The 25,070-nt window shown below is 26.8% G+C and carries 24 protein-coding genes and 1 pseudogene; 11 read left to right on the top strand and 14 right to left on the bottom strand.

Going from position 1 to position 25,070, the window contains the following annotated elements:
- Positions 1–366 precede the first annotated feature (366 nt).
- The 3 genes from BP997_RS05300 to BP997_RS05290 form a co-directional block, all read right to left on the bottom strand.
- Positions 367–2,022, bottom strand: coding sequence for an ABC1 kinase family protein (locus tag BP997_RS05300; RefSeq protein ID WP_409197973.1), 1,656 nt, complete (start codon positions 2,020–2,022; stop codon positions 367–369).
- A gap of 68 nt (positions 2,023–2,090) precedes the next feature.
- Positions 2,091–3,998 (bottom strand): MutS-related protein, encoded by a 1,908-nt coding sequence (locus BP997_RS05295; protein WP_413823551.1) that lies wholly within the window; start codon positions 3,996–3,998, stop codon positions 2,091–2,093.
- A gap of 31 nt (positions 3,999–4,029) precedes the next feature.
- A complete protein-coding gene (locus tag BP997_RS05290; protein WP_413823553.1) occupies positions 4,030–6,702 on the bottom strand; it encodes a DUF3656 domain-containing U32 family peptidase in 2,673 nt (890 codons plus the stop codon).
- A gap of 66 nt (positions 6,703–6,768) precedes the next feature.
- On the opposite strand from BP997_RS05290, the gene tmk reads away from it, so the two are divergent.
- Both tmk and BP997_RS05280 read left to right on the top strand, forming a co-directional pair.
- Positions 6,769–7,356 (top strand): dTMP kinase, encoded by a 588-nt coding sequence (tmk, locus tag BP997_RS05285; protein ID WP_409197970.1) that lies wholly within the window; start codon positions 6,769–6,771, stop codon positions 7,354–7,356.
- 39 nt (positions 7,357–7,395) lie between these two features.
- Complete coding sequence (locus tag BP997_RS05280) at positions 7,396–7,797, top strand: hypothetical protein (protein WP_409197969.1); 402 nt, start codon at positions 7,396–7,398, stop codon at positions 7,795–7,797.
- Between the two features lie 16 nt (positions 7,798–7,813).
- Here BP997_RS05280 and BP997_RS05275 read toward each other — a convergent pair whose 3' ends face one another.
- The 5 genes from BP997_RS05275 to BP997_RS05255 form a co-directional block, all read right to left on the bottom strand.
- Positions 7,814–8,014, bottom strand: coding sequence for a hypothetical protein (locus tag BP997_RS05275; RefSeq protein WP_409197968.1), 201 nt, complete (start codon positions 8,012–8,014; stop codon positions 7,814–7,816).
- A gap of 59 nt (positions 8,015–8,073) precedes the next feature.
- Positions 8,074–9,033 (bottom strand): tyrosine--tRNA ligase, encoded by a 960-nt coding sequence (locus tag BP997_RS05270; RefSeq protein ID WP_413823555.1) that lies wholly within the window; start codon positions 9,031–9,033, stop codon positions 8,074–8,076.
- 25 nt (positions 9,034–9,058) lie between these two features.
- On the bottom strand, positions 9,059–10,099 hold the full coding sequence (locus tag BP997_RS05265) for a 60S ribosomal export protein NMD3 (protein WP_413823556.1): 1,041 nt from the start codon (positions 10,097–10,099) through the stop codon (positions 9,059–9,061).
- 67 nt (positions 10,100–10,166) lie between these two features.
- Positions 10,167–10,574 (bottom strand): translation initiation factor IF-2 subunit beta, encoded by a 408-nt coding sequence (locus tag BP997_RS05260; RefSeq protein WP_409197965.1) that lies wholly within the window; start codon positions 10,572–10,574, stop codon positions 10,167–10,169.
- A gap of 184 nt (positions 10,575–10,758) precedes the next feature.
- Complete coding sequence (locus BP997_RS05255; RefSeq protein ID WP_413823557.1) at positions 10,759–12,759, bottom strand: ATP-binding protein; 2,001 nt, start codon at positions 12,757–12,759, stop codon at positions 10,759–10,761.
- A gap of 158 nt (positions 12,760–12,917) precedes the next feature.
- Here BP997_RS05255 and BP997_RS05250 point away from each other — a divergent pair, with 158 nt between their 5' ends.
- On the top strand, positions 12,918–13,349 hold the full coding sequence (locus BP997_RS05250; protein ID WP_409197963.1) for a hypothetical protein: 432 nt from the start codon (positions 12,918–12,920) through the stop codon (positions 13,347–13,349).
- A 431-nt stretch (positions 13,350–13,780) separates the two neighbouring features.
- Here BP997_RS05250 and BP997_RS05245 read toward each other — a convergent pair.
- The 5 genes and pseudogenes from BP997_RS05245 to BP997_RS05225 all read right to left on the bottom strand — a co-directional run.
- A pseudogene (locus BP997_RS05245) lies at positions 13,781–13,960 on the bottom strand (hypothetical protein); the annotation flags it as partial.
- Positions 13,961–13,980: 20 nt separating this feature from the next.
- On the bottom strand, positions 13,981–14,589 hold the full coding sequence (locus tag BP997_RS05240) for a transposase (protein ID WP_413828448.1): 609 nt from the start codon (positions 14,587–14,589) through the stop codon (positions 13,981–13,983).
- A 47-nt stretch (positions 14,590–14,636) separates the two neighbouring features.
- The gene (locus BP997_RS05235; RefSeq protein WP_413828975.1) at positions 14,637–15,197 is read right to left on the bottom strand and encodes a transposase; all 561 of its coding nucleotides are present in this window, start codon (positions 15,195–15,197) and stop codon (positions 14,637–14,639) included.
- A gap of 351 nt (positions 15,198–15,548) precedes the next feature.
- Positions 15,549–15,860, bottom strand: coding sequence for an MJ0307 family thioredoxin (locus BP997_RS05230; RefSeq protein ID WP_413823687.1), 312 nt, complete (start codon positions 15,858–15,860; stop codon positions 15,549–15,551).
- A 39-nt stretch (positions 15,861–15,899) separates the two neighbouring features.
- A complete protein-coding gene (locus tag BP997_RS05225; protein WP_413823684.1) occupies positions 15,900–16,760 on the bottom strand; it encodes a S49 family peptidase in 861 nt (286 codons plus the stop codon).
- 164 nt (positions 16,761–16,924) lie between these two features.
- Here BP997_RS05225 and BP997_RS05220 point away from each other — a divergent pair, with 164 nt between their 5' ends.
- The 8 genes from BP997_RS05220 (at position 16,925) to BP997_RS05185 (ending at position 24,206) form a co-directional block, all read left to right on the top strand.
- Positions 16,925–17,803 carry a shikimate kinase gene (locus BP997_RS05220; protein WP_413823681.1) on the top strand — a complete coding sequence of 293 codons (879 nt, stop codon included), beginning with the start codon at positions 16,925–16,927 and terminating at the stop codon, positions 17,801–17,803.
- Between the two features lie 91 nt (positions 17,804–17,894).
- The gene (locus BP997_RS05215; RefSeq protein WP_409197959.1) at positions 17,895–18,230 is read left to right on the top strand and encodes a chorismate mutase; all 336 of its coding nucleotides are present in this window, start codon (positions 17,895–17,897) and stop codon (positions 18,228–18,230) included.
- A complete protein-coding gene (locus tag BP997_RS05210) occupies positions 18,223–18,420 on the top strand; it encodes a 30S ribosomal protein S17e (RefSeq protein ID WP_409197958.1) in 198 nt (65 codons plus the stop codon). Before BP997_RS05215 ends, BP997_RS05210 begins: the two co-directional genes overlap by 8 nt.
- A 321-nt stretch (positions 18,421–18,741) precedes the next feature.
- Complete coding sequence (locus BP997_RS05205) at positions 18,742–19,962, top strand: aspartate kinase (protein ID WP_413823678.1); 1,221 nt, start codon at positions 18,742–18,744, stop codon at positions 19,960–19,962.
- Positions 19,959–20,855: a 4-hydroxy-tetrahydrodipicolinate synthase gene (gene dapA / locus BP997_RS05200; protein WP_409197956.1), complete on the top strand. Its 897-nt coding sequence runs from the start codon at positions 19,959–19,961 to the stop codon at positions 20,853–20,855. The genes BP997_RS05205 and dapA overlap by 4 nt, the downstream gene beginning before the upstream one ends.
- A gap of 34 nt (positions 20,856–20,889) precedes the next feature.
- Positions 20,890–21,708, top strand: coding sequence for a 4-hydroxy-tetrahydrodipicolinate reductase (gene dapB / locus BP997_RS05195; protein WP_413823676.1), 819 nt, complete (start codon positions 20,890–20,892; stop codon positions 21,706–21,708).
- Positions 21,709–21,743: 35 nt separating this feature from the next.
- Entirely contained in the window at positions 21,744–22,793 is a 1,050-nt protein-coding gene (gene asd, locus BP997_RS05190) for an aspartate-semialdehyde dehydrogenase (protein ID WP_409197954.1), read from the top strand.
- A 30-nt stretch (positions 22,794–22,823) separates the two neighbouring features.
- The gene (locus tag BP997_RS05185) at positions 22,824–24,206 is read left to right on the top strand and encodes a hypothetical protein (RefSeq protein ID WP_413823674.1); all 1,383 of its coding nucleotides are present in this window, start codon (positions 22,824–22,826) and stop codon (positions 24,204–24,206) included.
- Between the two features lie 30 nt (positions 24,207–24,236).
- Here BP997_RS05185 and BP997_RS05180 read toward each other — a convergent pair whose 3' ends face one another.
- Positions 24,237–24,863 (bottom strand): cyclase family protein, encoded by a 627-nt coding sequence (locus BP997_RS05180; RefSeq protein WP_409197952.1) that lies wholly within the window; start codon positions 24,861–24,863, stop codon positions 24,237–24,239.
- Positions 24,864–25,070 lie beyond the last annotated feature (207 nt).

Here is a 25,070-nt window from a genome sequence, read left to right as displayed (position 1 = left end):
ATGGGAATTTCATTTCGCTGCCAATTCATTTTATAATTACTAATTTTATTATTCCAATTTTTATACTAATTTTTATATATTCTTTAAAAAATGTTATATACTATTTTTAATATATTTATTATTGTCGTATCATTAATTTTTTTTAGTGAACAATGATATAGGTATTTTTTATGAGATAAAGTTATATTTTTTTACCATCTGTGACTAAATTAATAACCTAACATTGCACAGGCTGCCTGTTTCGAGGGTTGCTCGAGGAGGGAAGGGTAATCTACCTATGATTCATGAGAGTTAGTATACGGGTAATATTTAGTCATAATCTATTTATTTAGGTTATGACTTTTTTTTAAAAAAAATAGTATGTTTTTATTTTCTTTCTTTTTTTATAAAGAAATTATAAACACTTATTAATGCTACAAATAAACTTATTGTAAATCCAATAAATCCTAAAAATGGATAACCCATTATCATTAAACCTTTATTTGTTATCATTACTAATGATGATCCCATTAACAATGCAGCTAATATGATTGACATTGATACCATATCTGTAGCACGTGAAAGGCCTTTAGGTTCTATTTCTATTTCTATTTTACCTTCTTCAATTTTGTATAACATACTTGTTGCAAATTTTGGTAAAATTTTCATTATATGTTCTACTTCTATGATATTGTGTTTTATATAATCTACTCCACGATGTGGACTAAATTTGTCTAGTAATATTTTTTCTGCTAGTGGACTTAATACTTTAACTACATTAAATTCAGGATCTAAAGCTAATCCTGTTTCTTCTATCATTCCTATTCCTCGTGCCATTAATACAAATTCTCTTGGTAGGGCAACATTATAATCTATCATTAAGTTAATTAAATCTGTCATTCCACCTTGCATTTTTTGTAATTCTGCACCATAATATTTTGCTATTAAATCATTTAAATCATATTTTAAGGATTTTATATCTGTTTCATCAGTTAATATGTCCATATATCTTAATTGGTTTATCATATTATCTGCATCTTTTGATATTAAAAATAGGAATAGTTCGGCTAAGTTTTCACGGAATGTTGTATCCATCCATCCCATCATTCCTTCATCTAAATAACATACTATGTTATTATTTAAAATGTATATGTTTGCAGGGTGTGGGTCTGCGTGGAAAAATCCATCTATTAAAATTTGTTTAAAATAGGATTTTACTCCTCTATTTGCTATTAATTTAGCATCATATCCTTCAGGATTTTCTATTACTTCTGATACTTTTTTTCCTTTAATAAATTCCATTGTTATTAATTTTTTTGTGGAATATTCTGGGTATCCTTTAGGTATATAAATTCCATAATCATCTTTGAAATTTTCTCTAAATCTTTGCATATTTGAAAGTTCTTGGTTATAATCTATTTCTTTGTTTAGGGATCTTTCAAATTCTTTTTCGATAGCGGGTAAGTTTAAAGTTTTTGCTCTGTATATATATTTGTCTATACGTTTAGCGAAGAATCTCATTAAGTTTAAATCAGTTTTTATTATTTCTTCTAATCCTGGTTTTTGTACTTTTACTACAACTTCTTTTTTTTCTTTTTTTAGGGTTGCATGATGTACTTGTCCTATACTTGCTGTTGCAATTGGTGTTTCATCAAAATCTGAGTAAATTTCTGTTAAGGGTTTTTCTAATTCTGTTTCTATTTGTGTTTTTATTTCATCAACTGGTATGGCAGGGTTATTATCTTGTAATTTACTTAGTTCATCCGCCATTTCATATCCTACTAAATCTGGACGTGTACTTAATGTTTGGCCTAATTTTATGAAAGTTGGTCCTAATTCCTGGAAACTTTTTCTTACTCTTATTGCAAGTAAGTTTGTATTTGCTTCTAATTCTTCTTCTTCACTACTTTTTTTCTTAAATGGATTTTTGTGTGATAGTTTTGCGTGTTCGTTAATATGTTCTAATCCATTTTTCCGCAGTACTTTGATTATTTCGTTTAATCTTTTTAGATTAGGATTTCTTGTGTTGCTTGTAACTTTCATTTTTATCTTTAGGCCTTTAATTTATATTTATTTAATTTTTGTTGTTTTTGTATTTTATTATTTTCTTTTTAAAATTTTTTAAGTATTTCTCCATATACTTCTTTTAATTTTCCGTGTGAGTTTTCATATATTCTTTTTAGAATAAGTTCAGGTGTACTTTTTGCTAGAAGATTGATTTGTGGAGTTCTATTCACTATTAAATTATAGTTTTTATCTAATCCTTTTGCTTCTATTCCATCTATACGTACTTTTGTGTAATTACTTAATTCTTTTGCCATATGGGTTACTATTATTCCATATGATTCTGTTTCTTTTAACATTTCAATGAAACTACTTATTATTTTCACTGCTGCTTCTAATTCTGTTATTCCTTCTAATTCATCTAATAATACTAATTTTTTATGATTATTTGTTACTATTGGCATGAATACATTAAGAAATGATTCAAATGCTCCTGCATCTAATGATCTTCCTTTGCTAAAGTAATATATTTCATTTAATATTTTTACTTCTGCTTCTTTTGCAGGTATAGGTAAACCCATTTGGGTCATTATATTTATTTGACCGATTGTTTCTAGAAGTGTTGTTTTTCCTCCACTATTTGCCCCAGTTAATAATGCTATATTATCTTCAGGGGATAAGTGATAATCTATTTTTTGGATATTTTGATTTAGGGCTAAATTTAAGTTTATTCCTTGTGTTATTTTTAAATTTTCACTTATTTTGGGTTTGTTTAAATTGTATGTGTATGCGAAACTTCCTAATGTGAATTCATAATCAAATTTTATAGTTTCTTCTATTTCCTCTTCAGCTTGTTTTCTGATATTATATAATTGGGATGCTATTGTTATTTTTTTATCATATAAATTTGTTGTTTTGATATTTTCTTGTTCTTGGTTTATTCTTTCTAATTCTTCTTTATCTATTTCGATTGGATATTTTTTTATGTAAGGATCAAAGTCAATATGGGTAGCTTCTAATAATTTTTCTTTACCTTTACTTATAATCTCTTCAAATATTTCCTCTATTTTTTTAGGTAAATCATTATTTAATAAATCGAGGACTTCATCTCCTCCAATATCAACATTTTTTATACTATTTTTTAACTCTTCATCCATATCTTGCTTAACATTTAAAACAATTTCTTCAATATTTATATCATTACTTTTAAAATCATCCAAATCACTTAATAAAGGTTCAACACAATCACAAACACTATTTAAGCCTAAAATATTACGAATTTCAAAAATTTTTTCAAATAATTCTCTATTATTATCAAAATAATCAATTACCATTTCGGGAACAATCTCATAAACAGGAGATTCATGACTAATCATAATAACATTACCCATATCACCAAAATCCAAGAAACCTTCATTATAAACATAAAAAATTACTTCATAATCTCTAATTTCATCAGCAAACAATTGGGAATTACTAGCAACAACAATAGGATAATACTTATTTAAATTCAAATCAGTTAAATAATTCCCATCTTCCTGAGATTCCACAACAATAACTTTACTTGGATCATAAGAACCTTTAACTTCTTCTGGTTCTCCTAAATTTTTCATTAAAACTTTTAAATCATCAATAGGTAAATGACTAATTTTATCCTTAGCTTCCATTACAAAATCTAAATGCCTATTAATCTTATTAATATCTGTTGTAGGGGACAATAATTGGACACGATTACGACTATAATTTGTATTAGAAAAATTTAAAATTTTACTTATAATCTCTTCATACAAAACATGAGCCCTTTCACTTTTTAAAAATTTCTCTTGAGGGTTTCCTAATAAACTATTCATAATTTGAATAGCTTTTCTTTGTGAAATACCATCAATTTTACTTAATTGCTCCAAATCTAGGTTTTCAACGATTTGGGAAAGATTTTCCTTTCCCCCAACACTATTTAATATTTTCTTAGATAATTTAGTTCCTACACCATCAATTTGTTCTAAATCCATTGCCATAATAAATAACCTACAATAATTAAATCGCTGTTTAAAATCCACGAGTAAAATTTCCACTACTAATATTAGGAGAATACTTCTTAATACTATTTAAATTATTTTTAGAAACATCATCAAGGTTAATAGCATCTTTATATATTTTCCCAATATTATTAACATAATCTATATTTTTCCATCTAGCATCTATACTGAAATTATTAACACCACTATCTTTAAAAAAATCAACTTCATTAATAAGACATAAATCTTGATAATTTAACATCATTACACCATCTTCATTAAGTGGACGATAAAGAGAATATTTATTCTTATTTTTATCATTTAAGTAAACATTATTAATCTCATTATTTGGATTATCCAATTTTTTAAGGGAATTCTTTATATCATGTGGAAGAATATTTTTTCTACTAATTAATGATTCCATATTTCCATGGATAAGAATTTCTAAAACTGGAAACTCTTTATTATAACTATTAAAAATATTCTTAAAATCTTTTTTACTTAACTCCGGGGAAATAGTAAGTAATTTGAAATTATTTAACTTTTTAACACTTTCACTATTAGAAATATTTAAATGATATGTTCCATAAATTTCAATTTTAAATTTATCCTTTAAGTATTCACCAATCCCTAAATTAGAAATCATTATTGAAGGAACTGTGCTTACTTTTGAAAGAATTCCACAAACTTTAACCAAATCTTCAAATAATTCGTCATGGACTATACTTGGCCACATCCAAATAAAATTACAATTTTTTTCAGCACAAATTCTATTAGCTTCTTTAATAATATTAACACAATAACTAATATCTAAACTTTTATGTTCATCTATTAACTTACTATTTTTTGTTGGAATATCAAAATATATATTATTAAAAATATTTTCATTTAAATTTTCTAAAACTGTTAAATTATTAATGTATACATTTAAGTTTTTATCTATTGATTTATTATTTATTGAGATTTGATTCTCTTTTTTAAGATATTCCTTAATCTTTTCTTTTGAATTTTTAAGATCCCTATTTTTAGGAAGATATGTACCTAAAATTTTTTCTTCAGCTTTTTTGAAAAAATTTCTTCTTAATTGATTCAAATCACTTATAGGAGTAAATAAATTTCTATTTATTCTCCCTACTTCTACTGTTTCTAAATAATAAGGCAAATCACTAATTTTGCTGATTTGTTTTTCTATAGTTTTTTCATTAATAGGTCGGTTTTTAGCTGTTTCCCAAGGTTTCAATCCTTTTTGTTTAACTGTTACAAGTTCACCATTACTTAATTTAATAGTTCCTTTTATTATTGGATAATTTTCTTTATCCACATTAAATTTTATGTGAAGTGTAGATTTTCTAAAACCTTGACTTTGAGAATCATGCTCTAATTCTTTTAATGTTTTATTAACACTATTTCTTTTGTTTAAATAAACTTTACATCCTTTTTCAATGTTTATATAAGGTTTTTTGTTTTCCCTAACTTTTTGAACTATAAGAACTTTACCTTCCACTTTTTCTTTTATTAATCTATTTTTTTTCCAATAAGCTTTAGATTTTTTAAAATGGGGATTTCCACTAATATCAAAACCATAAGTATGAGTTTTACTATCTTTCTTTAAAGGAGTTCCTTCAATAACTAAACCATCACCTTTTTGGGGGATATGGATTAAATTTTCGTTTAATTGTATGAAAAATTTTCCAGATTCTTTATCAAATTCCTGAATTTTTCCAATATATAATCCAATATGGCTGGGATTATCAATATTCATTATCTTATTAGAATCCTCATTATTAAATAAATGTCCAGTACTTAATTTTCGATTAAAAACTAAACTTAAATCTTCATGACCTTTTTGTGTTGTGAATTCTTTGTCCTTACTTCTTCTTCGTAACTTATTTAAAGATTGACGATATGTACTAGTTGTAATCATAACATATTCTTTATTACGCATACGCCCTTCAATTTTTAAACAATCCACTCCAATATCACTTAAAACATCTAGTTTACCATATAAACTTAAATCTTTAGGACTTAAAAAATATTTTCCATCATTATTTCCTAATTTGTAAAAATTACCATTACAACTATCAGCAGTTAAAGTATAAGCTTGTCTACATGGTTGTGCACAAGTACCACGATTACCACTACGCCCTCCAATAAAACTACTAAATAAACATCTTCCACTATAAGAGTAACATTGAGCTCCATGAACAAAAAATTCAACTTCTAATCCTATTTTATGCGCTTCTTGAGTCATATCTTTTAATTCATTTAAAGTTAATTCTCTAGGTAAAACCACACGACTAATACCACTTTTTTTCGCCCATTTTAAATCATTTATATTTTCAATATTCATTTGTGTACTAGCATGAATATTAAAATCTGGAATAAATTCATGAATTAATTTCATTAAACCTATATCTTGGATAAGTACACCATCAACACCTAAAGAATATAATTCATAAACATATTTTAAACATTCCCCTAATTCTTCCTCTTTAATTAAAGTATTTACAGTAATATAAACTTTAACATTATGCATATGTGCATATTCCACACTTTTATTTATTTCTTCAATTGTAAAATTATCTGCATACTTTCTAGCACCATAATTCTTACCAGACAAGTATACACTACTTGCACCAGCTAAAACCGCAATTTTTAAATGTTCTACATTACCTACAGGAGATAATAATTCAGGTATTTTCATAAGTTGTACTCCAATTTTTTTATACTATAACTATTTTATATATTTTAAACTATAAAATTATATTATATGTATATTGTTTTTGAGGGAATTGATGGTAGTGGTAAATCAACACAAATAAATTTACTAAAAAATTATCTTGAAAAAAATGGTTTAAAAGTTGAATGTGTTGTGGAACCTACTGATAAAACTGTTGGTAAAGTAATTAGAGAAATTTTAACTCATGAAGATTCAACTACAAGTAATGTGCAAAAAACATTAGGTTTACTTTTTGCAGCAGATAGAATGCAATTAATGAACACTATTGAATCATATGAAAAAGAGGGTAAAATAGTCTTAAGTGATAGATCATTTTACAGTAGCTTAGCTTACCAAGAACCACAAGATTGGATATATGAAATTAATAAATTTGTTAAAAATCCTGACATGGTTTTATACTTAAATATCGATTTGGATAAAAGTCTTAAACGAACAACTGGAATTGATGAATTTGAAAATAAAGAATTTTTAACTAAAGTTCAATGTAACTATGAAAATTTATGTAGAAATCATAATTTTAAGATTATCAATGCAAACAATGGAGTTAATCTTGTAAGTAGAGACATTCAAAAAGCAGTTGCACCATTATTTGATATTTGTGTAAATAACATTAGATAAGATAAATAAATAATTATTGTAATTGAGGAATAATATCATATGTTAAATTTTTTAGAAATAGATGAAATTGATTGGAAATTAATATGCATTGGTGGAATTGTAACATTTATTATATCTTACATTTTAAGTTTTGTGTTACAACAATTTTCTATTAATGGTTTATTATTATTACTTGTGTTAATTGGAATTATAATTTTTTCAACACATATTAATAAACCTAATGTTGGAAAAGGAGTTATTCATGGAATATTAATGGGATTAATTTCTGGAATCTGTTCTGTTATTGTTGGAACACTTTTAGTAACTATAGAATATAATTTTATATTAAATGTGCTTTTACTTCTTTTAACTTATATTCCAATGTACTTACTAGTTGGATTCCTTGGTGGTTTAATAGGTGTAGAAATATCCAGTTTAATATCTAAAAAAAGAAAAAGTTAAGAAAAATAATATATGTTTAATTTTCTAATTCTTTTAATCTTTTTTTTATTGAATCAGTCATAAAATCTTTAGCTTTTTCTAATTCTTCTTTAGTCCCTATAAGTTTAGGACCATATTCAGTTTGTTTTAATTTAACTTCAAATTTATCAATAGTGTGTGCTAAGACTTGTTCTCCAACACCATTAGGTAATCTCATTTCGTATTCTTCAGCATCCATTATATCAACTCAAACATTTTAATTAATAATTATTATATTATTCCAAATATACTTTTTTTTTATTCTTCCATGAATTCACGTACAGGTTCTAAAAATTCTATTAAGAAATCACTAACACCATTTTTTAAGTCCATAGGATGTAATTCACTAGCACTAAATTGTTTTATTAATTCTTCGTGAGTTAATTCTAAATTTCCACCAAATTTTTCGGGACGACTAATTTTAATAGTTTCTTGGTTAGGGAATAAAAAGTTTTCACAAATTTCAATCATAGGATTATTTTCAATTTCTCCTTTAGGACAATATCCTTTATTAATTTTCTTCTTAATATCTTTAGGGGTATCATCAACAGCAATAAAGTTACCTTTACTACTACTCATTTTATCATCACCATCAGTACCATGTAATAAAGGAGTATGTATACAAACAGGAGCTTTTTCCCCTATTTTAGGTAATGTTTCACGTGCTAACATTTGAATTTTTCTTTGTTCCATTCCACCTAAAGCAACATCTGCTTTCAAATAAGCCATATCTGCGGTTTGCATAAGTGGATAAATTGTACTAGCAACTTTTGGATTGTCATCATGACGACTAACTTGATCCATACTACGTTTAGCTCTTTTTAATGTAGTTAATGTAGCTAATTGGTAAACATTATTAGTATATTCTGGTTCAGTTTGATATGAAGAACCTAAAACATATTCAGTTTCAGAGTCTAAACCTAAAGCTTGGAAACATTTTTTATTATATTCTGCAGTAACTTTAATATCTTCAAGATTACCTTTTCCATTTAAGTAAGCATGATAATCTGCAAGTAATATTTTTATATGAAAACCCATTTTTTGTAATTGTTTTAATTTCATTATTGTAATTGCATGACCTAAATGGATTTTACCAGAAGGCTCATAACCAGTATAAGCTATTGGTTTTTCATTATCAAATAATTCTATTAATTCTTCTGGTTCTATAATTTCAAGTGTTCCATTTTGGATTATTTCTAATTTTTCTTGATTACTCATAAAATATCACTAAAATTCTTTTCATTTATAATAAGTAAACTTGGCCTTCTAATTTAATAGTATCTACTTCTTGACCAATATTAATGTTATTAAATTTATCATTCATTTCTAAATCAACTGTAGTATAATCATCAGGATCTAAAATTTGTATCATACTAGGAGATTTATCCGTAACAATACTTTGTTTTACCTTTGTATTTTTTTCAAGTAATTTTACTTTAGTACTGTTTTTCCACTGGATATTAAAATCTTTTCTGTCTTGAAGATTTTCGCAGTGAATATTATGTCCACTAATATGTGTAATTTCTAATATTTTATCCTCAAATTTTACAAAATCACCAATTTCGTATTCGGGTAATCTGAATGAAATCCATATACGATATAAACCTTTTCCTGTAGATTTATCTTCACTAATTAATCTTGGAGATTCTTTACTTTCTCCACCAATTTCATTTTTTAAATTATTAATTATTTTTTTTGCTGTTTTATATGAACCAATATAATAATCAAACCCTTCTTTAGGGGTTAATATTTGGGGAATATAAGCTAATTTATCTTTTTTGGCTTGTTTATTGATTGTATGTTGTACTACCCCTTCAATTTTATTAAGTTCTTCTTGTTTTATTTCTCGATTATCTGCTCTTAATTGTATTACTGCTTCATAATAACCTGATTCTTTTTTACTGCAATTAGGGCATACGTTATGATTTAATTTAACATTAACATTATAAATTTCATTTATATCGGTGTTTAACACGTTTCCATTAACTATTACTTCACATTCAGCTATAGTTCCACGCATTTGAAGAATTTCTAAGTCAATTATAGGATTTTCAGTTAATTCATCAATTTTTATAGCATCTTCAATAGCTCTATAAATTATTTCTTCTTCAGGTATTTCTTCATCAATCCATTGTCCTTGGAAAAGTTTAGCATTACAATGTTTACAAATTATAACATCAATATTTTCAGGGATTTTTATCATTTGGTATGTTTTTAAAAAACAGTTTTTACACACGCCATTGATTAATGGTTCTTCGGTATTTCCACATTCTGGGCAAAACATAATAATCAAAATAGTAAAAAAAGATAACTTTTTTTTAAAAAAAGTTAATATAGGAGATTTTATCTCCTTAAATTGGTTTTAAAGGTGCTCTTGCACCACAAGCTGCACATTTAAGTATGAATATACGGTCTTCTCTAATAATTTTTGTATCTGGTCTGTTACATTCGTGGCAGATAACATATTTTTCCACATATTCATCTATTCTTTCATTAATAAGGAAATGGTTGAATTTTCCTTGTAATATTGCTCTTTGACCTTCTAAGTTTCCAGCGGTACCTAATTCACGTAATAAAAATTTTAATATGTGTTGAGGGTCTCTGTTTAATACTTCAGCTACATCTTTGAAGTTTTGTATGAAAGTACGATTTCCTTGTATTACACTGTATGCTTTAGGTACTTTGAATCTTTTTGTTTCAAAAACTTCAGGAGGTAGTTGGTCTATTGCACGATCTAGTAATTTATTATAGTCATCCATGATTTATCTCTCCATTAATCTATATTTTTAATTTTTCATGAAAAAATTTGTTAAAAAAAATAATATTTTGTTTAAAAAGTTATCAATAAAAATATAATATATAAATTTAGTTTTTTATATTATATTAAACTATTGTATAAATAATTATTATATAAATAAAATTTTATTTTTTATAAAATTTTTTTTAGACTTTTTTTAATTTTCCAGCATTAGGTTCGAATATAACTCCTCTAGATTTAAGATTTTTAATCATTTGATTTAATTTTTCTTCACCAACATCATAATCTTCTAACATTCTTTGTTTTAAAATGTTTATTGGAGCATTACCTTCAAATTCAGATTGTAATTCAGTAATTACTTCAATTACAACCTGTAATTTGTCCCGATCTGATTTAGGTGTACGGCCTTCTACTTTATCAATATCTATTTTCCCTGTTTCAGGATCGTATCCTACTTCTTTAAGACATGCTTGTTGTAACTTTATAGCTTTTTCAGCATCTTCAGGTTCCACATACTCTTTTAATCTAATTTTAGCACTAGCTTCTGCTAAACGGATAATTGCTTCTAATTGTCTTGCAGTTATTGGTACTGGTGCTTCTTCTTCTACTGCACCACTTCTCATACTAACATAAAATTCTTCTAATACTTCATTTGCTTCATCTGTTAATTTTGGGTTAGCATTTTTACGTGCATATGCAATATATTTTCTTAGTAATTCTGGTTCTATTTCATAATTTACATTGTTCTCTTTATGAATTGTTAATATATGTTTTGCTAGTTCCCTATCGTTTTCTACATTTGGTTTATCTTCTATGATGAACATTAAATCGAATCTGCTTAAAATTGGGGAAGGTAAATCTATTTGATCTGCTACTGTTTTATATCGGTCAAATCGCCCAAATTTTGGGTTTGCTGCTGCAAGTACACTACAACGACTGTTTAATGTTGCCATTATTCCTGCTTTTGCTATACTTACAGTTTGTTGTTCTAATGCTTCGTGAAGTGCACTTCTATCTTCAGCTCGCATTTTATCCAATTCGTCGACACAAACATTACCTTGATCCCCAAGTACTAATGCACCTGCTTCAAGGGACCATCCTCCAAGTTCATCTCTAACTGCGGCTGCGGTTAATCCAGCACCTGTTGTACCTTTACCACTAGTATATATACTTCTAGGAGCTAATTTGGATACATATTTTAATATTTGAGATTTTCCTATACCTGGATCCCCTACTATTAAAATGTGTATATCTCCCCGTAGTCTAGTTTCATCTTCTAAGATTTTTGCAGATCCTCCGAAAAGTTGTAATGCTATTGCTTCTTTTACTTCTCGATATCCTTTAATACTTGGAGCTGTGGATTTGATAATTTTATTGTATATGTCAGGATCTTTACTTAATTCTAAAATTTCTTTTTCATCTTCTTCGCTAAGTGATAATTCTTCAAATTCTTGTTCTAATGGTTCAATGTAATTTACATAGATATAATTTTTAAATTTTCCGCTACGTTCTTCTCTGAATGTTTTAAGTGTTCCAGTTATTCTTACTTTATCTCCAGGATTTAATTTATCAACTAAATCATCTTCAAGAACCATCAACATTTGTTTAGGTTCTGTTCCTCCTGATAAGTTTTCTAATGGTTCTTGCATACGTGCTGTTTGTGTGTCTATGTATTTACTTTCCCCCTCTAAAAGTCTAAAAGATCGTCCACCACAATCACTACATAAACTTGGTTCCATGACATGTCTATCATTTGTCTGTTCTACTTCATGTAACCTCATACACCCTCGGCATTCAAATACTCCAGTTTCTATACGGGGACGTATTTCGTCTGTTTTTCGTATAATTCCATCTGCAGATACAAAACTTCCTATGTATTTACTTAATAAAACTTTTAATGGAATTATATTTGTCACATGTGCAAATCTTATATTAATATCCGCATCTTTCATTAAGGGATCAATATTTTTCAGTGCTGTTTTAGCAGCATTTATTACTTCTTCAGGTTTGTCAAGTAATAAGTCCGCTTGATCAGGATCAAACATTTCCCATTCAGGATATTCAATTATAAGTGATTTTTCATCGGGAAATTTTTCTAAAACATCATATACTTTATCTTTATATTTTGTTGTGAAAAATTCTTCGAATTTGGTGGTTGTTAAATTTATTTTTTCACTGGAATTCATAATGATTTCTAATTTATTTAATATTATATTTATAAATTTCAGATTATATTTTTTTATTATAATTTTTTTATTAAATTTAAATATGTGTTTTGATATATTATTTTATAGTTATTTAGGTAGAATATTTTTTTATATTTTATCTTATAAAGGAGATTTTTATGAAAAAGTCACGTTTAAATTTATTTAAATCAACATCGATGCTTATCTCTATTCTTGGCGTTATAATGATAATTGCTACAATAGTTGTAGCTGCTTATATTGGTTTTAACTTAGTGAGTAGTAATTTAACTGGTGGGGTATCTAGTGGAACTCAATATGATGAGTTAGCAAGTCTTAGATCTAATTATTCTGATTTGGAAGGTCAGTTTAATACTACTAAGGTAGCTGTTTATGCTTCTGGTAATGATTCTCTTCAACAACAATTTGCAGATGCTCAACTTGAATTGGTTCGTTCTAAAAATAGTTTAGATGGAGTAGACAGTGCTTTATCTACGGGTAAACCTTCTTCTGAAGTTAATCAAAGATTAGAACAAGCTAAAAAGGATTTGCAAACAGCTCATGAAGCTTATGCAGGCATTCCTCAAAGTTAAATATTTAACTTTTTTTATTTTTTTCTTAGTTGCTATTTTTTATATTTTATAATTTAAAACAAGGCTTATTTTATATTATTTTTCAGAAAAAAGTTATTTAATTAATGTATTAGTTAAAAAAAAGTTTAAACTATGGGGCTGTCCCATAAGTGAAAATTTTTTTTAGAAAAAATTGAGGGGATGTGCTGTTTTTGGGTGTATTTATGTTAATTTTACACTTGAAATGGCACCTAACCATTTTTTTTAATTAGTAAACTTCTGTTTATTAAGTGTTGATTTATTTAATTGTAGATTAGATTAACTAGGTTTGTTATTTTTTTTATTTATTTTATATGTGATGTTTTTTTTAAATGAGTGTTGTGTTTAAATTTTTATGTATTTTTTGTATGTTGTGTGCTATTGCTTTAAGTGTTAATTCGTGTTTTGCATTTTTAAGGTGTTTGCGTTCTACTTTTTTGCATTTTATAATTTTTTTTAAGAGATCCGAAGTATCCTTCACTTAAGGGTGCTCTTTTTTGATACATGCTTTCCCCTAGTTTTGAGTTGAAATCTTGTCTTAATTTACTCCGTAATGGGTGTTCTCTGTCCATTATTTCCCGGACTCTGCTTTTTGTACAATCATTGTGGGATTTTACAAATTTTTACACATACTGGTAGAATAAACACGATAAAACACATTATTAATCTTTCGATTATGCTGATAATTTAGTATTTCGTTTTGTGGACAAATATAACAATCTGCTTTTTCATTATAAATGAAATTAATTTTACTATAGCTTTTTATTTTATTTCCTTTTTTATGTTTCATGCTTTCCACTCTGCTGGGAATTAATGGTATGGAACCATTAATGAAAGCGTGTTCTAGTGCTTGATTGTTTAAATATGCATTATCTGCTAAATAAAATTTTGGTCTTTGACCTAAATTTTCTTCAACCATTTTCATCATTTTAAGCATCTGATGATGATCAAGTTGGGAGCTATGAGTTAAATACTCAGCAACCACCATTCCATTGTGACTATCCACTGCAACTTGATAATTATAGTTTAATCCCATTTTATCCTCTTTATCTTTCATCCAACGTGATTCAGGATCCGTGAAACTAATCGTATGCTTACCATCATAATTTTCTTTTAAAAAAATTAGAAAACCCTTAACATAGTCTAATCTACTTTTACTAATTAAACAAGTTTTTAAAAGTTTCAAACCATTCTTATTCAAATTTTCATCTATTTTATCCACTAAAGGTTTTAAATCTAGGCATGATTTACCTTTTTGAATGTATTTTCTTAATTTATAACCAATGTACTGTTCTTACTTTTCTTATCTGAATATTTTTTAATCAGTTTTTCTAGGAAATTTATTTCCTCAATTTTTATTAAATTAAAATTATTAGCATTTGCCTTTAAAATAGTCCCATCAACCGTAACACAATTATTATCAATCAATTTAAGTTTTAAACCCAAAAACACAGTATAATAAAATAATTCACCAATCAAAAACTTATTATATTTAAAAAAACGTGAAATAGTTGATTTACTAGGCTTCTTATTATTTAAAATATAATTACAAGACTCATCATTATTATCTAACCAATCAGCTAATTTCCTACAACTTAAAACATTATTAAAAACACCCCAAACAAACAAACCCAATAATTCATCAGGCAAATACTTTTTAGGACGACCACGACCCATATTAAAATCTTCAAAAAAAGAAGGAAAATCCTCTTTAAACTTACTCACAATAAATTTAACAGTAAAAACCAAACCCTCATCCTTTAAATTATATCCAGGAACATTTAAAATAAAATTAGCCTGCAAATCAGCTTTAAAACTACAACAAACCATAAATTAAAACCTATCCGTACTTTTTTCAATTTTGTATAAAAAAAAATTTTAAAAACCACAAAAAAACAGTGAAAAAACCAAAAAATTTAAATGCCACAAACCACATAAAAAAGTAATGTGGATTTGGTTTTTGTTTTTTGTCGTTATTAAACTATTTATCAATTTACACATTTATAATTAACTATTTCTAAACGATAGAATAACTAAAACAACTTCTATCAATCAAAATTTATACAAAATAAGAAAAATAACAAAATCAAAAAAGTAAAAAAAGAAAAAATTAATTATGGGACAGTCCCAACTATTTTTTATAAAAAAATAGTAAAAAAATTTGAAATTTGGTATTTTTATTTAGTTTTGTAATTTTGTAAGTAATTCTTGAAGTGTAGGAGCACCAACGAATTCAACATTACCATCAATTACTATTGTTGGTACTGCATATATTTGGTATTCCATAGCTTTTTCACGGTTTTCTTCATTTGAAGCATCTAATACTTCTATTTCTATTCCTTCGATTTGTTTTTTTGCTTCTTCAACTACTTTAACTGCTGCTGGGCAGTGTGGACAAGTAGGTGAGGTAAATACTTCTATTTTTGTCATTATATTTTTCTCCTTTTTTATGATTTTTTTTAATTTTATTTTAAAGTTAATTATAATAATCATTCTTCTACTATTTAATAGTTTTTATTGATATGAACAAATTTAATATTTATATTTTTTAGTAATTGCATTTTTGATATTGTCCCAACAATCAGTATTCAAATTTGTACTTGAATCATATTTAATTACTTCATATTTAGTTAAATTAGCTTCATTAGCAGCAATTTGAATAGCCTTTTTTTGAGTTCCTAAACCATCAATTAAATTTTTATTTAAAGCGGTATTACCATTACAAACCTTACCATTCACATAATTTTGCACGGTTTCACTGCTCAAATTACGATTATGACTAATTGTAGAAACGGAATAATTAGAATCACTACTTAACATATTTTTAATCATAACCTTTTGTGAAGAGGATAAACTAGTATAACTTGGTGAAATACTATTAAAAATATTTCCTTTACTGGTATCGGCTGTAATACCTAACTTGGAATAATACGCGGATAAATCTGCACTAGATAATGTAAAACCAATATCTCCAATTGCAGAGTTAGGACTAGCAATAACCTTATCGGTACCTGTAGACAATAAATAACCACAAGATGAACCACTATCTCCGATCCATGCAACTATAGGTTTGTTGGTTTGATTAATACAATCTAACATTTCTTGAGTAGCAACTAAATTACCTCCATTACTATCAATATCTAAAACTATGGCTGCAACTTTATGATCAGAATTTGCTTTATTTATCATGGCTTCAAAGGTATCTGGATTAGTTACTGTAATGTTAGAATTATTATCATAACTAATTTCACCATGAATTGGAATAACAGCAATAGTATCTGGTGTTAAAGCATCAACTCCTATAGGTATTAAAGTGGCAATTAAGATTACAATTAATAAAATTGTAATTCCACCTACAATACCATATCCAAAGTATTTTGATTTTTCATCCATATTCTATCACTTTTTAAAAATCATAAATTATTTTTTATATTATAATTAATTTAATTATAATATCTATTTTTTACAATTAATATATTAGTTATAAAAAATAAAAAATTATTATATATTTATATTAAACTTTTTTTTAAAAAAGATATTTATAAAAGGGAATTTTCATGAAAAAAATAGTTCAATCTCCAGGTTCTGCTACAATAATTAATGCAATGGCAACAGGTTTTGGATCTGCTTTTGGAATAAGTTTAAACAATATTATTGATGCAGAAATTATTGATAAACCTAATATTTGTATTTCTGATATTAATGCTGATACTAAATTAATGTATCATTGTATTGATAAAGTTTTAAATTATTATAATATCAATAGGGATGAATTAGATTTGGGAATTAAAATTAAAACAGAATCTAATGTGCCATTAGGTTCTGGTTTATCTAGTAGTAGCTCTATATCTAATGCAGTAACCATGGCAAGTTCTGCTTTAATAAGTGAAGAATTAAATTTAAAACCATTAAATGATATGGAAATAATTAATTTAGCTATTAATGCATCAATTGATTGTGGGGTTACAATTACAGGATCATTTGATGATGCAACAGCTTCCTATTTTGGTGGGATTTTAATCACGGATAATACTAATCGTAAAATTATTTTACATGAGAACATGGATGAGAACAATATTCTTATTTACATGCCAAATAAACCCTCTTTAAGTGGTAGTGTTGATTTAGATAGAATTAAATTATTTTCACCTTTAGTTAGTATGGCTTTTCAGAAGGCATGTGAAAGAGATTTTTATGATGCATTAAATTTAAATGGTCTTATTTATGGAACTGTTCTTAAATTCAATAATCAGATTGCTGTTGAAGCTTTAAATGCTGGAGCATTAGCTTCTGGATTGTCTGGTTCAGGTTCTGCTTATGTTGCAATTGTAACTGATGAATATGTGGATGATGTTTATGATGCTTGGTCATTTTTAGAAGAAGGTGAAATTATTAAAACTTCTGTTAATAATAATGGAACTAAATTTTTGGAATGATTTTTTTCAAATTTTAATTTTAAAAAAATACCTTTATATATTACTAAATATAGATTATAATTATTATCAAATAGTTATTGGAGAAATTTTCATGGATAATGGCAAGAAAACTGACTTGTGTATGAACGAAGAAGAAGCTAATGAACTTCTTCAAAAATCTAGGAAAAGAATCGATGAAATTGATAATGATTTAGTTAACTTAATTGATGAAAGAACAGCTTTAGCTAAAGACGTTGTAAAAGCTAAAAAATTTTTAGGTATGGAAATTTATGATAAATCTCGTGAAGATGAAGTACATAATCAAGTTTTAAAATTAGCTAAAGAAAAGGATATCGACGGAGATATTCTTACTATTATAATGAATATGCTTGCTATGTTAAGTAAAAATAAACAAAAAGAATTATTATGGAGGGAAAATAATGGGTAATATTAGAACTACTTTTGTTAAACGTATATCCAAAGAACTTATAGAAATTCATCCTGGAGTATTTACTACTGATTTTGATGAAAATAAAAAATTAGTTGCAGAATATTCTACTGTAAGTACTAAACATTTAAGAAATAAAATTGCTGGTTATGTAACTAGATTAGTTAGACAACAAGCTGTTCAAGCTTAAATTTAATTTGTTACATATTCTATTTTTTTTACTTTTATTTTTAAATTTTTCATAAAATTTTTTTATTTATATTTGGAAACTTTTTTTTTAATGGATTTATTGAGAACTATTCAGATTATCCTATTTTTTATAATCTTCTTTTATTTAATTTAATTAATTAATTAGATTTATAAATGTTAAATGACTATAATAATAAATGAATAATAGTTTATATGCACTTTGGTAAAATATTTGATTATGAATCCCTATTTTAAAGTGCTTTATTAATGAAATATCTTTATAATAACAATATTATCAATAATCTTAGGTCGTGAATAGAATATGGAAACTTTAATAGCCAAATTTGGTGGTACATCGATAGGAAATGGTGAACGGATTCGAAAAGCCGCTCAATCTGTAGTTAATGAATTTATGAAAGGAAATAGAGTAGTTGTAGTTGTTTCAGCTATTAATAAGACTACTGATAATTTAATTTCAATTACAGAAGATTCAATTGGCGATGATCCTACACCAAAACAAATGGCTGAAATATTGTCCATGGGTGAAATGACTAGTGCAAGAGTTTTTTCCTCCGTAGTAGAATCATTAGGTGTTAAATCTGAATTTATTGATCCATATAATAGATTTTGGCCAATTTTAACTGATTCAAATCCTTTAAAAGCAAAAATTAATTTTGCAGCTTCTGAAGAAAAATCTAAAGAAATATCTGAGTTATTAGACCAAGGAATAATTCCAGTAGTATGTGGATTTCTTGGAAAAGGGCCTCGGGATGAAATAACTACTCTTGGAAGAGGGGGAAGTGATATAACTGCATTCTTTTTAGGACATGCATTAGAAGCTAATGAAGTGATAATTGTAACTGATGTAAACGGTGTAATGACAACTGATCCTAATAAGATAGAAGAAGCTGAAAAATTAGACCATATCTCTGTAGAAGAAATGAGAGACTTAGCAACACATGGAGCACAAGTATTGCATCCATTTGCATTACAATATAAAGATCCTAGAATCAAAGCAAAAATAATAAGTTTTGAAAAAGGGGATCTTTCAGATTCTGGGACTGCCATTATTGGGCCATTAAATGGAGATATGTTAAAGACTGCAACATTATATCCTGAACCTATATCTGTAGTTGCAATTGTTGGGGAAAAAATGCTCAACAAAAAAGGATTATTGGCAAATTTAACATCTGTTCTAGCAGAAAATGATATAAACATATTTGGGATTTCTGCTGGTGAAAACAGTGTTACAACATTTATTAATAAAAAAGATGCAGATAATGCATACCACTTATTACATACCTTAGTAATAGGTAGTGATAGATTAAGTTCATTATCTTTAGGTCAAGATATAGCAATGTTAACTGTTGTAAGTCCGGATTTTATAGAAACTCCAGGCATAATATCTGATATTACAAACCCATTAAGAAAAAATAATATTAATATAGTAGAAATTTCATCTTCACAAACAGCAGTTGTGATATTTGTAGATTGGGAAGATGGTAAAAGAGCTTTTGAATACGTTAAAGAGGTATTAGAATGAAATTAGAAGGAACTTTTGTTGCAATGGCTACTCCTTTTACATCAGATGATCAAATTGATGAAGAGGGATATCGTGCAAATATAAATTTTTTAATAGAAAACGGTGTTAATGGATTATTAGCTGCAGGAACTTCTGGTGAATCAGCTACAATAACTCATGAGGAACAAAAAAAATTAATTGAAATTTTAATTGATGAAGCTAAAGGTAGAGTTATCACTATTGCAGGGGCAGGAAGTAATTCCACTGCTGAATCTTTAGATTTAGTTAAATTTGCTGGTGAAGCTGGAGCAGATTATGCTCTTGTTATAACTCCATATTATAATAAACCACAAATGCATGGTTTAATCAAACATTATGAAACATTAAACAACAATACTAAAATTCCAATAATTGTTTATAATGTACCTTCTCGTACTGGAACAGATTTAACTTCTGAAACTATTGTTGAATTAGCTAAAATGGATAATATAGTAGGTTTAAAAGAAGCTGTTTCTGATCTTGAAAAATTTACAACAACATTCAAATTACTTAAAGATGCAGGAATAACTGATGATGATTTTTCAATATTATCTGGGGAAGATGGTTTAACAGTTCCAATGATGTCTCTTGGTGTTAAAGGAGTAATTAGTGTTGTGGCTAATATTGATCCTAAACGTATGAGTGAAATGGTTAATGCGGCACTTAAAGGGGACTTTGTTAAAGCTAGTGAATTAAATTATGAATTATATGATTTAATGAAAGCTTTGTTCGTGGAAAGTAATCCTGTGCCTATGAAAGAAGCGTTAACTATGATGGGTAAACCTTCTGGTGATTTAAGATTACCATTAGTTCCTTTATTAGATGAAGATAGGGAAATTTTAAGAAAAGCATTAAAAGATGCTAATTTAATTTAATTATATTAAAAAAAATAATGTTGGAGTAAAGATTATGATAAAAGTTGCTGTAACTGGGGCTGCTGGAAGAATGGGCTCTGGAATTGTTAAAAAAATTAATGAACAAGAAGATATGGAAGTTGTTGCTGCTATTGAAATGCCTGATACTCCTCTTGCAGGTAAAGATGCAGGTGAATTTGCAGGTATAGGGCCAATTGGTGTTGAAATTTCTGATTCAAAAGATTTAGAAGAAACATTAAAATCTTCAGGTGCTGAAGTTTTAGTAGATTTCACTATAGCTCCTGCATCAGCTGAAACTATTAAAAGAACTGCTGCATGTGGTGTTAATTTAATTGTTGGTACTACTGGGTTTACTGAAGAACAAAGTAAAAATAATGCTGATGAAATTAAAAAGAATAATGTTAAATCTGTTATCACCACTAATTTTTCTATTGGTGTTAATGTATTTTGGAAAGTTTTAAAAGATTTAACCCCTATTTTAAATGATTTTGATATTGAAATTATAGAAGCACATCATAATCAAAAACAAGATGCTCCATCTGGAACAGCTATGACTGCATTTGAAATAATTTCTAATCAATTAGGAAGAAATCCTGAAGATATTGGTGTTTATGGAAGAAAAGGCCATGTTGGTAAAAGAACTCCTGAAGAAATAGGTTTACATTCTATTCGTGGTGGAGACATAGTTGGAGACCACACTGTATTATATGTTGGTGATGGTGAAAGATTAGAAATTAAACATCAAGCTCACACTCGTCAAGTATTTATATCTGGTGTTATTAGAGCTTTAAGATATGTTAACTCTGCTGAACCTGGTAAAGTAAGTACAATGAATGATGTATTAGGGATATAATAAAATAAATTAATAAAAAAGAGGATGTATTAAAAATGGTAGATGTTGGAATTATTGGTGCAACTGGTATGGTTGGTCAAAACTTTATAAGATTATTAGATCAACATCCAGATTTTGAAATAACAACTTTATTAGCATCTGAAAAATCTGCAGGAAAAAGATATGAAGATGCAACTACTTGGTTATTAGATAGTGAAATGCCTGAGTCTGTAAAAGATATAAAAGTAGTTGAATCTAATCCAGATAAAGTTGATAAAAATGTTGAAATTTTATTTTCTTCTATACCTTCAGATTTTGCAGCTAAAATTGATCCAGATTTTGCAAAAGAATTTGTAGTAGCATCTAATGCAAGTGCAATGCGTATGAAACCTCATATTCCGCTTTGTATTCCTGAAGTTAATCCGGAAACTTTGGATATGATAGATGATCAACAAAAAGCTTATGATTGGGATGGTTTTTTAGTTACTAATCCTAATTGTTCTACTATTGCTTTAACATTAACCTTAAAACCACTTGTTGATAATTTTAATATTAATAGAATTTATGTTTCAACAATGCAAGCTCTTTCTGGTGCAGGATATAATGGTGTTCCATCAATGGGTATTTTAGATAATGTTATACCTTATATTGGTCAAGAAGAAGAAAAAATGGAAAGTGAATCATTGTACCTGTTAGGTGATTATGAAAATGGTGTTGTGAAAGATGCTCCTTTCAATTTAAGTGCTTCCTGTCATCGTGTTGCTGTTATTAATGGACATACTGAAGCAGTCTTTATTGAATTGGATAAAGAAGAAGATATTGATGATATAAAAAGTAAAATGGCTAATTTCCAAGCTTTACCTCAAGAATTGGGCTTACCTTCTGCTCCTGAATATCCAGTTATTGTTAAAGATGAAGTTGATAGACCGCAACCAAGACTTGATCGGGATGCTTGTAATGGTATGGGTGTAACTGTTGGAAGAGTTAGAAAAGATCAAGCTTTCCCTAATAGTTTTAAATATGTTCTTGTTGGTCATAATACTATCCGGGGAGCTGCTGGTGCATCTATATTAAATGCAGAGTTAATTAATGAAAGAATACTTTAAATTTAAAAAATAAGTTAAGGATTGAATATAATGTCATTGAAAGAGGATAATGAGCTTAATAAGCTTCAAAATTTAGTTAAATCTAGTTTATTGGAGATTAATAAACTTAAACTTAAAATTGTTCAAATTGAAGCTGAGAAAGATTCCCTTAAAGAAACTAATGATACTGCGGAATTAGAATCTATTATTGTAGAAAAAAATGATGAGATTACTAATCTAGTTTCTGAAGTTAATAAATATAAACAGATTATTCAATCCAAAACTTCTAAAATTGAAGAATTATCATTAAAAATAGATGACCTTAATAAAACACAGGAAAGATTTGAGGATTTAAAATCTTCATTTGAAAATGATTTAACTAATTTTAAAAATATTGAATTAAAAGAAGTTAAAGATAAATTACAACAAGAAATTTCTTTAAATTCGGATAAAGAAGAAGAAATTAAAGAATTGAATCAGAAACTTATAAATTCTCAAGATGATGTTTTGAAATTTAGTAAAGAATTAGATAATTTTAAAAATGTTAATTATGTTGAAATTAAAAATAAGTTAGATGATTCTCAAGGTACTGTTAAACTTCGAGATGAAGAAATTCGTAATATTTCTAAAGATTTAATTTTATCAAAAGATAAATGTAGTAAACTTGAATTTGAATTAAATGATTTTAAAAATAATCGTTTTACTGAAATTAAGATTCGTTTAGATAAAGCTAATGAAACTATTGATGATAAAAATATTGAAATTAAATCATTAAATAGTAAAATTAACGAATATAAAGAAGAAATTGCTAATTTAAACAGTAATTTAATTAGTAAAGATAGTATTCTTTCACTTAAAAGAGAGATTGATTCTAGAGATTTAGATTTAAGTGAAAAAGAGATTCGTATTAAAAATCTTAAGGAACAATCTGTGCCTAAAGAAGATTATATTAAAGTTCAACAAGAAATATCTGAAAAAGATGCTCAAATTAAACGTTTACAAGAAGTGAAAACTTTACTACAGGATATTAATAGTGATCCTGTTTTTGATAAAGAAAAAATTAAGCAAACTATTTTATCTGGTTCTGATAAAACTTCTGGATCTGATGTTAATGAGATTGCTAAATTACGTAAAGAGTTAAATGAAACTAAAGATGATGTTCGTAAATTAGAGAATATTAAAGATTTATATTCTAAATTAACTGCTCCTAGGGTTAAAAATTTAACTAGTATTCAATCTCAGGTTTTCAATATTTTACCTAATAAATCTATGACTACTTATGAAATTCAACAGTATGTTAATGATGTAGCTTTTGATAATTTGTCTTTTGGTAATATTACTAATATTTTAAAGAGTATTGAAAGAAAAGGTTATCTTAAAAGTGAAAAGTTAAATAATGATGAAATTTCTTGGATTAAATTAGAAAAAAATTAATTTTAATTTTTTTTATAACCTATTCTTTTTTTATTCTATTATAAATGCTCTTATAGGGGAGGCTTCTGTTTCTATTTTTAGGGGTATGAAATAAGCATGTTGATACTTGTTGTTTTTTAGTTGGTTAGTTTTAGTTAAGTTTTCAACAATCCAAATATTGTTTTTTAATAATAATTTATGATTTTTGTCACTATTTGGGGAATCTATGCTGGGACTGTCTATTGCTATTCCTTTTATTCCTTTTTTTATTAAGTATTTTGTTAATTCTTTTGATGAGTATGTGTTTTGTTTAAAGTAGTTTGGGTTTTCCCAATTTTCCCACCAATTTGTTTTTAGGATTATTATTTTTTCAAATTTTTCTGGCATGTTGTTGATGTGTTTTATTTTTATTTCTTTTTTGTGGGTGTTTGTTTTAAGTACGGTTGTTTTCCCTATTAAATTTTCTAGTTTTATTTCGTTTATGTTTTTGCTGTTTTTGATGTAGTGTTGTGGTGCATCTATATGTGTTCCTGAATGTGTCCCCGTTTTTAAGAGAGAAATTTTGTATGTGTTATCTTGGGGGCTTATGTCTTTTATTTCTAGTTGGGGATCTTCGGGGTATGTTGGAATTTTTGTCTTTAACAAATGACTTAAGTCTATTATTTTTATTATAATCACCTTTTGTTACTTTTATTTTATGTTGTACATTTATATAATATTTTTTTATTTTATTATACATTTGTTGATATATCTTTAGAAATTTTTATACTCCTGACCACAAAGTATTTATATAACCTCTAACCCATGTTATATTGTAAGTAAATAAAAATCATAGTTAATTACATAATCCAAAATTGTGAATTAATTAAAATTACAAACAATTTT

This window comes from Methanobrevibacter sp. UBA412 (assembly GCA_002495685.1).
Lineage (GTDB): Archaea > Methanobacteriota > Methanobacteria > Methanobacteriales > Methanobacteriaceae > Methanobrevibacter_A > Methanobrevibacter_A acididurans.
The sequence above is the reverse complement of the archived record's forward strand: the minus strand, read 5'-3'. Positions and strand labels throughout refer to the sequence as shown.

Excerpts from the sequence above, each read along its gene's own strand:
- dapA (WP_409197956.1), top strand. The coding sequence starts at position 19,959 with ATGAAATTAGAAGGAACTTTTGTTGCAATGGCTACTCCTTTTACATCA.
- BP997_RS05300 (WP_409197973.1), bottom strand. The coding sequence starts at position 2,022 with ATGAAAGTTACAAGCAACACAAGAAATCCTAATCTAAAAAGATTAAAC.
- asd (WP_409197954.1), top strand. The coding sequence starts at position 21,744 with ATGGTAGATGTTGGAATTATTGGTGCAACTGGTATGGTTGGTCAAAAC.
- BP997_RS05235 (WP_413828975.1), bottom strand. The coding sequence starts at position 15,197 with ATGGTTTGTTGTAGTTTTAAAGCTGATTTGCAGGCTAATTTTATTTTA.
- BP997_RS05185 (WP_413823674.1), top strand. The coding sequence starts at position 22,824 with ATGTCATTGAAAGAGGATAATGAGCTTAATAAGCTTCAAAATTTAGTT.
- BP997_RS05230 (WP_413823687.1), bottom strand. The coding sequence starts at position 15,860 with ATGATTATTATAATTAACTTTAAAATAAAATTAAAAAAAATCATAAAA.
- BP997_RS05215 (WP_409197959.1), top strand. The coding sequence starts at position 17,895 with ATGGATAATGGCAAGAAAACTGACTTGTGTATGAACGAAGAAGAAGCT.
- BP997_RS05225 (WP_413823684.1), bottom strand. The coding sequence starts at position 16,760 with ATGGATGAAAAATCAAAATACTTTGGATATGGTATTGTAGGTGGAATT.
- BP997_RS05280 (WP_409197969.1), top strand. The coding sequence starts at position 7,396 with ATGTTAAATTTTTTAGAAATAGATGAAATTGATTGGAAATTAATATGC.
- BP997_RS05270 (WP_413823555.1), bottom strand. The coding sequence starts at position 9,033 with ATGAGTAATCAAGAAAAATTAGAAATAATCCAAAATGGAACACTTGAA.
- dapB (WP_413823676.1), top strand. The coding sequence starts at position 20,890 with ATGATAAAAGTTGCTGTAACTGGGGCTGCTGGAAGAATGGGCTCTGGA.
- BP997_RS05255 (WP_413823557.1), bottom strand. The coding sequence starts at position 12,759 with ATGAATTCCAGTGAAAAAATAAATTTAACAACCACCAAATTCGAAGAA.
- BP997_RS05295 (WP_413823551.1), bottom strand. The coding sequence starts at position 3,998 with ATGGCAATGGATTTAGAACAAATTGATGGTGTAGGAACTAAATTATCT.
- BP997_RS05220 (WP_413823681.1), top strand. The coding sequence starts at position 16,925 with ATGAAAAAAATAGTTCAATCTCCAGGTTCTGCTACAATAATTAATGCA.
- BP997_RS05275 (WP_409197968.1), bottom strand. The coding sequence starts at position 8,014 with ATGGATGCTGAAGAATACGAAATGAGATTACCTAATGGTGTTGGAGAA.
- BP997_RS05210 (WP_409197958.1), top strand. The coding sequence starts at position 18,223 with ATGGGTAATATTAGAACTACTTTTGTTAAACGTATATCCAAAGAACTT.
- BP997_RS05250 (WP_409197963.1), top strand. The coding sequence starts at position 12,918 with ATGAAAAAGTCACGTTTAAATTTATTTAAATCAACATCGATGCTTATC.
- BP997_RS05265 (WP_413823556.1), bottom strand. The coding sequence starts at position 10,099 with ATGTTTTGCCCAGAATGTGGAAATACCGAAGAACCATTAATCAATGGC.
- tmk (WP_409197970.1), top strand. The coding sequence starts at position 6,769 with ATGTATATTGTTTTTGAGGGAATTGATGGTAGTGGTAAATCAACACAA.
- BP997_RS05290 (WP_413823553.1), bottom strand. The coding sequence starts at position 6,702 with ATGAAAATACCTGAATTATTATCTCCTGTAGGTAATGTAGAACATTTA.
- BP997_RS05205 (WP_413823678.1), top strand. The coding sequence starts at position 18,742 with ATGGAAACTTTAATAGCCAAATTTGGTGGTACATCGATAGGAAATGGT.
- BP997_RS05260 (WP_409197965.1), bottom strand. The coding sequence starts at position 10,574 with ATGGATGACTATAATAAATTACTAGATCGTGCAATAGACCAACTACCT.